Genomic DNA, 12,849 nt, shown 5'->3' with positions numbered 1-12,849 from the left:
TTAGTCAACCCCTCCGCCAAATATGAAGCGGCTGTTTTTTTATCGTTTTTGATCGCAACAGTGATGGGAATCCTCGCCTTGATTACAGGTGTTTTTAGCTGGTGGATCAACTACGACTTCTCAATGTCCAGAGCGTTTGTGATTAAGTTGATCGGCGCCCTTTTCACCCTTGTCGTCGGGTTGATCCCGATTGTTCAAAAAATGATGAATCCTGATGTCCCTTTTAGCATGGGGCTTGATGGAATAATCTATCATGCCGTTATTTTTATCACGGTTATCTCGATAACAATCGTCGGATATTATGGGGGAAAAATTACCTGGAGGGCGAAAGCATGAGAGATTCTGTTTCGATATTAATCGGGGGGAGTGCGGGGCAGGGGATCGCGAGTATCGAGACTCTTTTGACCAAAGGGTTCAAACGCTCCGGTTTTTATACCTTTTCGACCAAAGAGTTTATGTCCAGAGTTCGCGGCGGAAGCAATACGACGCTGATACGGATCTCCAATAAGCCCATCAATGCCCCCGATTTTAAGGTCGATATTTTCGTACCGCTCGATACAAATGCTTTTTTTCATGCTCAAGAACGGATTACGAAAGAGACATTTGTGATTGGTAAAAAAGGGGATTTTGAGTGCGACTGTATCCTCTACGATCATGATTTGCCCGCCCTAGCCAAAAGCATCGGAAGTCCCATCGTCTCCAATACGATAGCTGCGGCACTGGTTTTCGGACTGCTCGGGTGTGATGGTGCGGTGCTGAGGGAGATTGTTTCGGAATTCTATACCGATGAGTTGCTTGAGATGAATCTCAAAGCATTAGATATTGGAACAGAGTTGGCACATGAGAACGGGAATTGCCGATACTGCATCGAGCCGAATCCTTCGATGAAAGAGAATAATGATTTCTTTTTAAGCGGGACGGAAGGGGTCGGATTCGGTGCGATTGCGGGGGGGTGTAATTTCATCTCCAGTTATCCGATGAGCCCCTCTACGGGAGTGTTGACCTTTTTGGCGAAGCAGAGCAAAAATTTCGGAATTTGTGTCGAGCAGGCGGAAGATGAAATCGCCGCCTTTCAGATGGGATTGGGGGTTTGGTATGGTGGCGGAAGAGCGATCACGACGACGAGCGGTGGCGGATTTGCCCTGATGGGTGAGGGACTCAGTCTCAGCGGAATAACCGAAACGCCGATGGTTGTCTATCTGGCGCAACGCCCCGGCCCAGCGACGGGTCTTCCGACACGGACGGAGCAGGGGGATTTAGAACTCGCCATCTACAGTGGGCATGGAGAGTTTCCGAGGATCGTATTGGCTCCCAGTGATGTGAGAGAGTGTTTTGAACTTGCACGAAAAGCGTTTGAGCTTGCCGATGCGTATCAGGTTCCCGTGATACTTATGAGCGATCAGTATTTAGCCGACAGCTATTTCACTGTCGAGCGGTTTGAAATCGATCCTATATCGCCTCCTCATCACATCGTGAAGACCGACGCGGACTACAAACGCTACCTTCTTACCCAAGAGGGGATAAGTCCTCGCGGGATTCCCGGATACGGTGAGGGGTTGGTATTGGTCGATTCGGATGAACATACACAGGAGGGGTTGATTACCGAGAGTATGTCGGTTCGCAATGAGCAAAACGGCAAACGGCTTAAAAAGATAGAGTTGATCTCTAAAGAAGCGATTATTCCCGAAGTTGACGGAGATGGGGATATCGCTGTTGTCGGATGGGGAAGTACAAAATATATTATCAAAGAGGCCGTTGAGAGAATCGGTGATGAGAGGGTATCGGTGATCCATTTTTCATGGGTTCATCCGTTGAGCGAATCTCAGTTGGCTTTGCTGAGAGAGGGTAAGCAGATCGTGGTAGTTGAGAATAACGCTACGGGACAGTTTGCCAAACTGCTTAGAGCGCACGGTATAGCGATTCATGCACAGATACTAAAATCCGACGGGTTACCTTTTTTCGCGGATGAGCTCTCTGAACAACTCGCATCCGCATTAAAGGAGATCCTATGAGTACACGATATGATCGAATTGTCGAAGACAATGCATGGTGCCCGGGATGCGGAAACTTTTCGATTTTGGCGCATCTGAAAGAGGCATTGGATGAAATGGGACTTGACCCGCTCAAAACGGTAGTGGTCTCAGGGATAGGTCAGGCGGCGAAAACACCGCAATACATGTCTGTGCATATGTTTAACGGGCTTCACGGCAGAGCGCTTCCCGTTGCGCAAGGGGTGAAAGTATCCAACCCTTCGCTGACGGTGATTGCCGAGGGGGGGGATGGTGATATGTACGGGGAGGGGGGAAACCACTTTATGTCCGCGATCCGACGAAATGCCGACATCATCAACATCGTCCATAACAATATGGTCTACGGCCTCACCAAAGGTCAAGCCTCTCCCACATCGCAAAGAGGGTTTAAAACACCCGTACAGACGGAGGGGGTTCATGTGGAGCCGTTTAACCCTATAGCCACGGCGATATCGCTCGATGCATCGCTTGTGATCCGTACTTTTTCGGGGAATAAAGAGCACTGCAAAGCAATGCTTAAAATCGCGATTGAGCACAAAGGGTATGTATTGATCGATATTTTTCAGCCGTGCGTTACGTTCAATAAAACCAACACCTTCAAATGGTTCAAAGAGAATGTGTATGTATTACCGAGTGACTATAACCCTGAGGATAAGGTCAAGGCATTTGAAAAATCGCTGGAGAGCCATCCGTTTCCGATAGGGGTTATCTACAAAAGTCCGCAAAAAGGTGTTTTGGAAGATGCGCTTCGGGATGAAAGTCAGATAGGAAGTAAGCCGCTGTATCTGCATGAAGTTGATTTTCAGCGGCTTAATGCAGAAATGGATAAATACATTTAACAAGGAGTAGAAGATGAAAAAATATGAATGCAATGTTTGCGGGTACATTTATGATCCGGTAGTAGGAGACCCTGATAGCGGTATTGAACCCGGCACAGCTTTTGAAGATATACCGGATGATTGGGTATGTCCTGAATGCAAGGTCGGGAAAGAAGATTTCAGCGAATTGGTAGAGTAGTACTCTTCGTTTTGCTGTTCGAAGAGACAGGATATTTCGCCCCTTTCCAGTCGCTGAATCCGTTTATAAACCAATTTACATTTTGATATCCGAGTTTCCGTACCGCCAATGCCGCTTCATACGAATTAGCACACGATTCGCCGTAGCAATAAAATACAAGAGGCTGTTTTTTGTCTCGTGGGAGCTGAATAACGATATATTCTGCTTTGGAGACATCGAAATAGACAGGGAATGCCCCTTTGATATGTTCTTTTACAAAGTGCCGTTTTTCACGTGCATCAAAAAAGAGAGCGTTTTGGTCATACAGAGCTTTTGCGTGAGCGAGATTGACGACATTAACCCCTTTTGCGATTGCTTCGTCGATTTGAGGTGGAATAATACAGACATCATAGGCGGTTTCAAACAAAAAGCTTTTTTCACCGTCATAATCAACGCCGTAGAGAGCGGCAGAGCTTAACATGCCTGATAGGATAAAGATAGATAATTGACGTAACATAGTTCACTCCTAAAAGTAGAATATTGGGTGTTTAAGACGGTGTATGTTCATTTTTTTGCATAAAATCAACATACTCACATACTGACGTTAAATCATTGCATGATTGGTTATAGCCTGCAATCGGATCATTCAGAAACTCAGACAGATTATTCGAAACGAAACTCCAATTGACGAGCTTCCACCAATTGGAAAGATAGGCCGCCCGTCCGTTACGATAATCAATGTAATAGGCATGTTCCCATACATCACAAGTCAGGAGTGGAATGTCCCCGTGCCGTATGGGGGTATCGGCATTGGAGGTCATTTTGATTTCCAGCATATTGTTATTGCTGATAGTAAGCCATACCCATCCTGAACCGAATAGTGAGGCTCCGGCCGCTAAAAAAGCATCTTCAAATTCTTTCATTGAACCAAAGTCACGCTCGATCAGACCTAAAAGTTCAACGGAGGGGGCTGTAGGTTTATTATTTAGCCCCTTCCAATAAAAATCGTGGTTATAGATTTGTGCCGCGTTATTATAAATAGCGTCACGCGCATATTTTATAATATGTTCAAGAGGTTTATCCTCATATTCCGTTCCCTCAATAAGAGCGTTGAGTTTATTTACGTATCCGGCATGATGTTTGCCGTAATGATAAGAAATCGTTTCAGCAGAGATATAAGGTTCTAATGCCGTTTGCTCAAAAGGCAATTCCAGAAGAGAATGGTTCACGTTAAATCCTCCAATCTATAAAGATGTAGAATATATAGTAATTTATAATAGTTAAATCTTATTGTCTAATGAGAAACTAATGTTGTGCTTAAGAAAAGTTTAAATTAGTAATCAGTTAATTCTTTTAGCTATACTTAGTCACAATTTATCAAAAGTGAACCGATATGAATTTAGCCTCCAAAAACGCTCCCGTAGAAGTCTCCATCCAGCGTATGCAAAAAATATTGAGTGATATGGGATGCGATGTGACCTATTCAAGCGAAAAACACCCCCTTAGCCATTGCTATTCGGTGAATCTCGCCTCGATAGAAGCGCCGAAACATATCTACTCCAACGGAAAAGGGATCTACTCGGAAGCCTCTACGGCGAGTGCTCTGGGCGAATACATTGAACGGCTCCAAACCAACAACTTTTTTATCGATTTCCATCTGCCGGATCGGAAGTATTATCCCGATGAGGTGGAGTTTGATTTGGACGGGGGATACTTGAGCTCTGAGTTGATGGAACTGTATGATCCAAACCATGAACTAAGCCTAGATGAATTGATCGATTTTAACAGCGATACCGAAGATAAAATCGTTGCTTTGCCGTTTAAAAAGCAAAGCAATGCTGATGTGGTCTATTTTCCGATCAATATCCTCAGCAACCTCTACGTCAGCAACGGGCTTGCGACGGGAAATACCGCTGGGGAGGCGCAGGTACAGTCGATGAGCGAGATTTTGGAGCGATATGCCAAAATTGAGATTATCAAAAATGGCTATGCCCTGCCAGCATATAGTGATGAGTTTTTAGTGCAGTTTGAGCGCCTCTACGGCGATCTGACAAAACTTCGGGAGTTAGGGTATATCGTAAACGTTTTGGATGCGTCATTGGGGGGGAAATACCCCGTCACGGCGATCTCGTTTATTAACCCCGCCAATGCGACCCTTTTCGTCTCTTTCGGTGCCCATCCGATCCTCGAAGTGTCGCTGGAGCGGACGATGACGGAACTGATGCAAGGGCGTGATTTGAGCAATCTGGAGAGCTTCGAAGTGCCGACATTTGATATGTCGCTCGTCTCCGAGAGCTTCAATCTCGAATCCCATTTCATCGACTCCAACGGCAAAATGGGGATCCAGTTTTTGAGTGCCAAAAAAAGTTTTGAGTTCTCATCGTGGAACTACAACGGCAGCACTACCGAGGATGAGTTTGCGTATCTTAGCGGTATATTTGAATCGATGGGACGTGAACTCTATATCCGAGATTATAACTATCTGGATTTCTATTCATGCCAGATCATCGTCCCCGGTGTCTCCGAAGTCTATCCGATCGATGATTTGATCTACAACAACCGTAATCGCGGGAAAATGTATCGGGAAATCATTTTGAACTTTGCCGAGTATGATCCTGAGACGGTTCTGGGTGAGATCGAAGCGCTCGAAGATCATCTGAATGTCGAGAAGTTTATCGGGGTGATTTTCGAGGAGAATTTTACGATCGGAGAACTCAAAGCACAGCTTCATCTCTCAGCTGGAAATATCGACGAAGCGGTGAGCTATTTGGAATTTGGTAGCAATATCATGGGGAATCTCATTATCGAGCTTATACGCCTCGAAGAGCTGGGATTAGACCTCTGTGACTATCAACAAGCACTTTATGATCTCTATACCCCTCAAAGAGTTGATAAAGCATTAGAAATTCTCAATAAAGATGCCTTATTGGTTAATACGACATTGCACTGCGATTATGTGAGTATGCTCGGACTGTATGATCGGCTGGAAGTGAAAAAACTAGAGGGGATTTAAAACCCCTCTGTCTCGCCGTTAAAAAGGTTCAAGATTTTCGAATACTCGATAAATGCCTGTTTATAGAGATGCTGCGTGTGGTTGTTGCTCTCATAGAGCTCGCTGGCACTCATTCCGCTCTCTAGCGCGTTTTTGAGCAGTTTTGTCCGTCGAAGATAGGTAAAGGCGAGGTTAGGGAAATGCTCATGGATCTTCTCTTTGATCATCACCGCATCACTGGGAGAATCGATCATGTTCGCGAAGACGAGGATCGTCTTTTCCCGAAAGTTTTTAATAAAAATCAAACTCTTCATAATGGAGTTAAGATCGTTCGTCGTCGGTAGGATAATAATGTCCGATTCTCTTAAAATTTCATTCGCATGAGGATTTTCAAACCCTCCGAAATCATAAACCGTATCGGGATAGAGGGGGATTTTGTTCGGATAATAGCGGGCATTTTTGTATTTGTTTAGTGCGACCGACATATCGTTGGTGGCGTAGCGATAGCGCAGATCCTTGGCGAGCGAAAATGCGAGGGAGGTTTTTCCCACTCCCCCTTTGGTCGATGCGATTGAGATGATAGCCATAGGTACCTGTGCTTTCTTTTTTAGTATCGTATCATAAAGAGTATTTCATCGTCAAAAATTTGGCAGTGTGTCAAATGAAGTTTAGTATACTATATCGGAATAGATACAAGTAAGAGGGGATACCAGATGGCCTATTTTCCAATGTTTATCGATTTGAGGGGGCAAGATTGTCTGGTTGTCGGAGGGGGTGAGGTCGCCCTGCGCAAGATAGAACAGCTCGTGAAGTTTGCACCGAACTTGTGTGTGATCGCCCCCAGTATCCATCCTGAGATTGATGATTTGGCTCAAAACTATCCGATTACGATCGAGAAACGTCCCTATATGAAAGATGATTTAAAGGAGAGGTTTTTGGTGATCGGGGCGTTGGATGATTTATCGGAGCAAGAAAAGATATTCCAATTCTGTACGACTCATCACATCCATGTAAATTGTGTTGATTCCCCATTGCTGTGTTCGTTCATATTTCCCGCTTTGATCGTGAACGATGATTTGTGTGTCGGTATCAATACGGCAGGTCGTGCTCCGGCGGTGAGTTCGGCATTGCGGCAGTATCTCACCAAAATGATCCCCAGCGGAATCATCGATTTGATCGATAAAGTGGATCACATACGCCAAAGCGAACCGATCGGAAAGCCTCGACAAGCAAAAATTATCGCTATTTGTAAAGCATTTTTCGAACAATAAACCCTACTAAAATACTTGTATTTACCTTTTTTATCCAAATCCTAATTTTTTTACTAAGAATTAAAACTCCTTAAAACAGGGGTTTTAACAGTGTAAAAACTATAAAACATACTAATTCAATAGAATTACTTGACAATAGAATAAAAACTCCCTATAATTTCTCCATTCAATAAATGAATGATCATTCACTTATTGTGAATTTCATCAAGTGAAAGGAGTGAACAATGAAAGTTGCAGCCAATGTTACGGAGATAATCGGCAACACACCGCTTATTACGTTAAATCATTTTTCAAACGGATCGACTAAGGTCATAGGAAAGTGCGAATTTATGAATCCCTCAGGTTCGGTTAAAGATCGGATTGGATGCAACATGATCCTCCAAGCACTGCAACGCGGTGAGATTAGCGAAGAGAGTGTCATCATCGAACCGACCAGCGGAAATACGGGGATCGCGTTGGCAAGTGTTGCCGCCAGCCTCGGACTGAAATTGATTTTAACAATGCCGAGTTCCATGAGCTTGGAGAGAAGACGTCTTTTGGCGGCTTTGGGAGCTCAGATTGTTTTGACGGAACCGGAAAAAGGGATGGGGGGAGCGGTTGTAAAAGCGAACGAGTTGGGAGCATCAATCCCCAATGCAGTTGTTTTGCAACAGTTTAATAACGCGGATAACCCCGATATTCATCGTCATACGACGGCGGAAGAGATATGGAGAGATACCGACGGGAAAGTCGATATTTTTGTTGCAGCGATCGGAACGGGCGGGACGATTACCGGTGTCGGAGAGGTACTGAAACAGTATAACCCCGATATTCAGATCATTGCGGTAGAACCCGATGCTTCGGCGGTTCTTTCAGGTGAAGCGGCGGCTCCGCATAAAATTCAAGGTATCGGAGCCGGATTTGTTCCTCAGGTGCTCAATCGAGGTATTTACGATGAAATCATTCGAATTACGAATGATGAAGCGATTGCGACCTCAAGAGCGATTGCCAAAACAGAAGGGCTTTTGGTTGGGATTTCAGCGGGAGCCAATGTAGCGGCGGCGAAAAAGATCGCATTGCGCCCTGAGAATAGAGGGAAAACAATCGTAACGATTTTGTGCGACACCGGTGAGAGGTATTTGAGTACAGAGTTGTATGAATTTCCTTCTGAAAATACGTAAGGGCGAATAAGGAAGGGTCATAATGGGAGAAAAACATTATCGGAGTGTCATAAAAGCGATCTCATGGCGAACGGTCGGGACGATCGATACGATGATCGTCTCATATTTTGTTACAGGGAATTTAGTGATGGCGGTTTCCATCGGTTCCATCGAAGTGCTTACAAAGATGTTTTTATACTATCTTCATGAAAGAGCATGGGATAAAACAAATTTTGGTCGAATCAAAGTGGTAGAAAACGATTATCAGATATAGGGAACAGGATGAAAAAGGATTTTGAATTATTAAATACATGGTTTGAGAATGCATCGATTGAAACGATCCTTTTGCACTTTTTACAAACGTACAAAGCTCGGATTGCGTTTGCATCGAGTTTTGGTGCCGAGGATCAGGTTTTGAGCGACATGATTTTACGCATCGATCCGACGGTGAAAATTTTTACCCTCGATACGGGAAGACTGAGCGAAGAGACCTATGCGGTGATGGATCAGACCAATCGCAAATACGGGATAAAAGTACAAGTGTATTGCCCTGATGCGACAGCTGTTGAAGCACTGTATCAAACGCAAGGGATTAACGGTTTTCGAGAGAGTGTTGAAAACCGAAAAGCGTGTTGTCAGGTGAGAAAAATGGAACCGCTCGCTCGGGCACTTCAAGGGATTGATGTCTGGATTACCGGATTGCGTCGCGCGCAGTCTCCGACACGCGAATCGATGCAGATGATCGAATGGGATGAAACCAATAATCGGATTAAACTTAATCCGCTGATCGAATGGGATGAAGAGAGCGTTTGGGACTATATCAAAACGCATAAAGTCCCATACAATGCGCTTCATACGCAAGGGTATCCGAGTATCGGATGTGCTCCGTGTACGAGAGCGATACGTGAGGGGGAAGATATCCGCGCCGGACGATGGTGGTGGGAGAACCCTGAGCATAAGGAGTGTGGACTCCACTCAAGAGGGAACTGACAATGAAATTTTTGTTGGAAATATTGGATGAGATACTCGATGATGAGTATTCCGAGCGTAAAGAGTTGGCCGACTGGGCTATTTTCATTTAAAAAATCTGCCTCGTTTAGAGGCAAGCTTTAGTGCCATAGCGGCTAGCGTAGGCAAAGGGATTTTATTCCTTTGTCGTACAAAATAAAATAGGTAGAAAAGGAGAAACGATGATACCTCAAGAGAGAAAAACACATTTAAAGGCGTTAGAAGCCGAAGCGATTCACATTATGCGTGAAGTCGTTGCAGAGTTTGATAATCCTGCGATGCTTTATTCGATAGGTAAAGACTCATCCGTGATGCTCCATTTGGCGATCAAAGCGTTTTATCCGGCAAAACTGCCGTTCCCGCTGTTGCATGTTGACACGACATGGAAGTTTAAAGAGATGATCGAATTTCGCGATCGTCGGGTCAAAGAGTTGGGACTTACGTTGCTAACCCATGTCAATCCTGATGGGATTGCACAGGGGATTAACCCCTTTGTTCACGGAAGTGCGGTGCATACCGATGTGATGAAAACGGAAGGGTTGAAGCAGGCGTTGAATTATTATGAATTCGATGCGGTATTCGGCGGTGCCCGCCGTGATGAAGAGAAAAGCCGTGCCAAAGAGCGGATCTATTCATTTCGGGACAAAAACCACCGTTGGAATCCGAAAAACCAGCGTCCTGAGCTATGGAAAGTGTATAACGGTCGAATCCACAAAGGGGAGAGTATTCGGGTATTTCCCCTCTCCAACTGGACGGAACTCGATATTTGGCAATACATTTATTTGGAGCAGATTCCGATCGTTCCGCTTTATTACTCCGCATTGCGTCCGATCGTTGAGCGTGACGGGGTTAAAATCATGGTGGATGATGAGCGCTTTCCCCTCAACGAGGGAGAAGTCCCGAGTATTGAGAACGTCCGTTTCCGTACACTCGGATGTTATCCGCTCACCGGAGCGGTCGTAAGCGATGCAGCGACATTGCCCGACATTATCCAAGAGATGCTTTTGACGAAAACGTCTGAGCGTCAGGGGCGTCTGATTGATGCGGACAGTTCGGGCTCAATGGAAAAGAAGAAAATTGAAGGATATTTTTAATGGCACATCAAGGCGAATTGATAGCCACCGATATCGAGGGCTATCTCAAAGAACAAGAACACAAAGAGTTGCTCCGCTTTATTACCTGCGGGAGTGTGGATGACGGTAAAAGTACCCTAATAGGCCGATTACTGCATGACTCCAAAATGATTTTTGAAGATCAGTTGGAAAGTATAAAAAACGACAGCAAAAAGTCGGGAACGACGGGGGATAAAATCGATCTAGCACTTCTCGTGGACGGATTGCAGAGCGAACGGGAGCAGGGGATTACGATCGATGTAGCGTATCGCTATTTTTCGACCGATAAACGCAAATTTATCATCGCCGATACCCCCGGTCATGAGCAGTATACCCGTAACATGGCGACGGGCGCTTCGACCGCCGATTTGGCGATTATCCTGATCGATGCACGCTATGGAATCGTGACGCAGACGCGCCGCCATTCGTATATCGTTCGTCTTTTGGGGATTCGTAATGTGGTTGTAGCGATTAATAAAATGGATTTAGTTGATTTCGATCAAGCTGTTTTTGAAAAAATTGATACAGAATATCGAACTTTTGCTAGAGAGTTAGGGATCAAGGAGATCTGTTCCGTCCCCCTTTCGGCATTGGATGGTGATAATGTCGTTACTAAAAGTGTGAAAACACCATGGTATCAGGGGCAAACGTTACTGGACATTCTCGAAGAGGTTCCATTAGCCTCGGCTGCGGTGGACGGTCCGTTTCGAATGGTGGTTCAATATGTCAACCGTCCGAATCTTGATTTTAGAGGATTCGCCGGAACGATTGCATCGGGGACAATAAATGTCGGAGATCGTATTACGACCTATCCGTCATTGAAACAAGCGACCATTAAAGAGATCGTTACCTATGATGGAAACCTCGAATCGGCATCGACAAATGATGCGATTACGCTGACGTTGAACGAAGAGATCGATATCAGCCGCGGTAATGTTTTGATCAAAGCGGATGAGTCCATTTTGCAAAGCAATGCGATCAAAGCGAATTTGGTATGGATGGATGATGAAAAATTTTTGCCGGGCAAAAGTTATTTCATCAAACGGGGATCAACCAGCACGAGTGTTTATGTCGAGGGGATCGATTATCGTGTCGATGTCAATACGCAAGAGCGGCATGATGCGGTGGAATTGGGACTGAACGACATCGGATCGGTTCGTTTGGTTTTAGGCGAGCCGATAGCCTTCGATTTGTACGAGGAAAATCGCGAGATGGGAGGATTTATTCTCATCGATAAGATCTCTAACAATACGGTTGCCGCGGGGATGATTACCCAAAGCAGCGAGAAAGAGGCTGCGGTGCAAAGCAATGTATCGGAATTTGAAATAGAGCTAAATGCTCTTGTACGGAAGCATTTTCCTCATTGGAATGCTGCAACAATCGTTTAAGGAGCGATGAAATGGCGAATGAAACAAAAGCAGAACGAATAGAGCGTATTAAACGCGAAAAAGACGGGTTAGAAGTCATCGCCGACATTTCTCGATATGCTGCAACGGGGGAAGAGATTGATCCGGAGGACATCGATCGGTTTAAATGGTACGGTATCTATACCCAAAACCGTAATCTTCAGGATGCAGAGGATGAGACACAGTATTACATGATTCGGGTCAAACTCGAAGGTGGGTATTTGAACGCTAAACAAGTGGAGGTACTGGGAGAAATTTCAGTCGAATTCGCACGCGGCAGCGGTGATCTGACAACCCGTCAGGATATACAGTTTCATTGGCTGAAAATCGGGGATATTCCGGCGATTTTGGAACGACTATCGGTAGTCGGTTTGAGTGTCCTCGAGGCATCGGGCGATTGCCCCCGCAATATCGTGAGCTGTCCGGTCAACGGGATCGATCATGATCAGATAGATGATGTCCGTGATGTGGTGGTTGCACTAAACAACCTCTATCGCGGAAATCCCGATTTTTCGAACTTGCCTAGAAAGTTTAAAATCGGGGTGAGCGGGTGTAACAAACACTGTATCCAGCATGAAGTTCAGGATTTGGCGTTTACCGCGGTCAAAAACAACGATGAGCTTCGATTTAGCGTCAGTGTCGGAGGGGGACAGGCGAGTAACCGTCGTATTGCCGATCATATCGGGTATGTAAAACGTCGCGATATACTCAAAATTGCCGAAGCGGTTGCCCGTATTTATCGTGACTCAGGTCGGCGTGATAATCGCTCAAAAGCCCGTTTAGGACATTTGATAGAGGATTGGGGTGTAGAGAAATTTGTTGAAGAGTTGGAAAACGTCTCCAACGTTACGCTGGAGAGATACGACTCGGCACCTTTTACTCCGTATCCGCGACG

14 protein-coding genes and 1 pseudogene are annotated in these 12,849 nt (G+C 45.2%); 12 read left to right on the top strand and 3 right to left on the bottom strand.

The window, feature by feature from the left end:
* From VFW36_RS07995 to rd, 4 genes and pseudogenes are all read left to right on the top strand, one after another.
* Positions 1–336, top strand: a pseudogene (locus VFW36_RS07995) (2-oxoacid:acceptor oxidoreductase subunit alpha); the annotation flags it as partial.
* Complete coding sequence (locus VFW36_RS07990; RefSeq protein ID WP_329658285.1) at positions 333–2,012, top strand: 2-oxoacid:acceptor oxidoreductase subunit alpha; 1,680 nt, start codon at positions 333–335, stop codon at positions 2,010–2,012. The pseudogene VFW36_RS07995 and the gene VFW36_RS07990, both read left to right, overlap by 4 nt.
* The gene (locus tag VFW36_RS07985; RefSeq protein ID WP_329658284.1) at positions 2,009–2,869 is read left to right on the top strand and encodes a thiamine pyrophosphate-dependent enzyme; all 861 of its coding nucleotides are present in this window, start codon (positions 2,009–2,011) and stop codon (positions 2,867–2,869) included. The genes VFW36_RS07990 and VFW36_RS07985 overlap by 4 nt, the downstream gene beginning before the upstream one ends.
* A 13-nt stretch (positions 2,870–2,882) precedes the next feature.
* Complete coding sequence (rd, locus tag VFW36_RS07980; RefSeq protein WP_295013259.1) at positions 2,883–3,047, top strand: rubredoxin; 165 nt, start codon at positions 2,883–2,885, stop codon at positions 3,045–3,047.
* Here the strand turns inward: rd and VFW36_RS07975 are convergent.
* Together VFW36_RS07975 and VFW36_RS07970 are read right to left on the bottom strand one after the other, a co-directional pair.
* Entirely contained in the window at positions 3,028–3,543 is a 516-nt protein-coding gene (locus tag VFW36_RS07975) for a rhodanese-like domain-containing protein (RefSeq protein WP_329658283.1), read from the bottom strand. The genes rd and VFW36_RS07975 overlap by 20 nt on opposite strands.
* Before the next feature lie 31 nt (positions 3,544–3,574).
* On the bottom strand, positions 3,575–4,255 hold the full coding sequence (locus VFW36_RS07970) for a superoxide dismutase (protein ID WP_329658282.1): 681 nt from the start codon (positions 4,253–4,255) through the stop codon (positions 3,575–3,577).
* A 164-nt stretch (positions 4,256–4,419) separates the two neighbouring features.
* On the opposite strand from VFW36_RS07970, the gene VFW36_RS07965 reads away from it, so the two are divergent.
* The gene (locus tag VFW36_RS07965) at positions 4,420–6,039 is read left to right on the top strand and encodes a YcaO-like family protein (protein WP_329658281.1); all 1,620 of its coding nucleotides are present in this window, start codon (positions 4,420–4,422) and stop codon (positions 6,037–6,039) included.
* Here VFW36_RS07965 and VFW36_RS07960 read toward each other — a convergent pair.
* Positions 6,036–6,605 (bottom strand): hypothetical protein, encoded by a 570-nt coding sequence (locus VFW36_RS07960; RefSeq protein ID WP_329658280.1) that lies wholly within the window; start codon positions 6,603–6,605, stop codon positions 6,036–6,038. The two genes, VFW36_RS07965 and VFW36_RS07960, sit on opposite strands and share 4 nt — an antisense overlap.
* A gap of 126 nt (positions 6,606–6,731) precedes the next feature.
* Here VFW36_RS07960 and VFW36_RS07955 point away from each other — a divergent pair, with 126 nt between their 5' ends.
* From VFW36_RS07955 to VFW36_RS07925, 7 genes are all read left to right on the top strand, one after another.
* Entirely contained in the window at positions 6,732–7,289 is a 558-nt protein-coding gene (locus tag VFW36_RS07955) for a bifunctional precorrin-2 dehydrogenase/sirohydrochlorin ferrochelatase (RefSeq protein ID WP_329658279.1), read from the top strand.
* A 224-nt stretch (positions 7,290–7,513) separates the two neighbouring features.
* A complete protein-coding gene (gene cysK, locus VFW36_RS07950) occupies positions 7,514–8,449 on the top strand; it encodes a cysteine synthase A (RefSeq protein ID WP_329658278.1) in 936 nt (311 codons plus the stop codon).
* A gap of 22 nt (positions 8,450–8,471) precedes the next feature.
* Positions 8,472–8,702 carry a DUF2061 domain-containing protein gene (locus tag VFW36_RS07945; protein WP_329658277.1) on the top strand — a complete coding sequence of 77 codons (231 nt, stop codon included), beginning with the start codon at positions 8,472–8,474 and terminating at the stop codon, positions 8,700–8,702.
* An 8-nt stretch (positions 8,703–8,710) separates the two neighbouring features.
* A complete protein-coding gene (locus tag VFW36_RS07940; protein ID WP_329658276.1) occupies positions 8,711–9,418 on the top strand; it encodes a phosphoadenylyl-sulfate reductase in 708 nt (235 codons plus the stop codon).
* A gap of 200 nt (positions 9,419–9,618) precedes the next feature.
* Positions 9,619–10,530: a sulfate adenylyltransferase subunit CysD gene (gene cysD, locus VFW36_RS07935; protein ID WP_329658275.1), complete on the top strand. Its 912-nt coding sequence runs from the start codon at positions 9,619–9,621 to the stop codon at positions 10,528–10,530.
* The gene (gene cysN / locus VFW36_RS07930) at positions 10,530–11,936 is read left to right on the top strand and encodes a sulfate adenylyltransferase subunit CysN (protein WP_329658274.1); all 1,407 of its coding nucleotides are present in this window, start codon (positions 10,530–10,532) and stop codon (positions 11,934–11,936) included. Before cysD ends, cysN begins: the two co-directional genes overlap by 1 nt.
* A gap of 11 nt (positions 11,937–11,947) precedes the next feature.
* A partial coding sequence (locus VFW36_RS07925; protein ID WP_329658273.1) for a nitrite/sulfite reductase occupies positions 11,948–12,849 on the top strand: 902 nt, incomplete at its 3' end.

The organism is Sulfuricurvum sp., assembly GCF_036279695.1.
Classification (GTDB): domain Bacteria; phylum Campylobacterota; class Campylobacteria; order Campylobacterales; family Sulfurimonadaceae; genus Sulfuricurvum.
Note: the sequence above shows the minus strand (reverse complement) of the source record. Positions and strands in the feature narration are given on the sequence as shown.

Excerpts from the sequence above, each read along its gene's own strand:
- VFW36_RS07990 (WP_329658285.1), top strand. The coding sequence starts at position 333 with ATGAGAGATTCTGTTTCGATATTAATCGGGGGGAGTGCGGGGCAGGGG.
- VFW36_RS07985 (WP_329658284.1), top strand. The coding sequence starts at position 2,009 with ATGAGTACACGATATGATCGAATTGTCGAAGACAATGCATGGTGCCCG.
- rd (WP_295013259.1), top strand. The coding sequence starts at position 2,883 with ATGAAAAAATATGAATGCAATGTTTGCGGGTACATTTATGATCCGGTA.
- VFW36_RS07975 (WP_329658283.1), bottom strand. The coding sequence starts at position 3,543 with ATGTTACGTCAATTATCTATCTTTATCCTATCAGGCATGTTAAGCTCT.
- VFW36_RS07965 (WP_329658281.1), top strand. The coding sequence starts at position 4,420 with ATGAATTTAGCCTCCAAAAACGCTCCCGTAGAAGTCTCCATCCAGCGT.
- VFW36_RS07960 (WP_329658280.1), bottom strand. The coding sequence starts at position 6,605 with ATGGCTATCATCTCAATCGCATCGACCAAAGGGGGAGTGGGAAAAACC.
- VFW36_RS07955 (WP_329658279.1), top strand. The coding sequence starts at position 6,732 with ATGGCCTATTTTCCAATGTTTATCGATTTGAGGGGGCAAGATTGTCTG.
- cysK (WP_329658278.1), top strand. The coding sequence starts at position 7,514 with ATGAAAGTTGCAGCCAATGTTACGGAGATAATCGGCAACACACCGCTT.
- VFW36_RS07945 (WP_329658277.1), top strand. The coding sequence starts at position 8,472 with ATGGGAGAAAAACATTATCGGAGTGTCATAAAAGCGATCTCATGGCGA.
- VFW36_RS07940 (WP_329658276.1), top strand. The coding sequence starts at position 8,711 with ATGAAAAAGGATTTTGAATTATTAAATACATGGTTTGAGAATGCATCG.
- cysD (WP_329658275.1), top strand. The coding sequence starts at position 9,619 with ATGATACCTCAAGAGAGAAAAACACATTTAAAGGCGTTAGAAGCCGAA.
- cysN (WP_329658274.1), top strand. The coding sequence starts at position 10,530 with ATGGCACATCAAGGCGAATTGATAGCCACCGATATCGAGGGCTATCTC.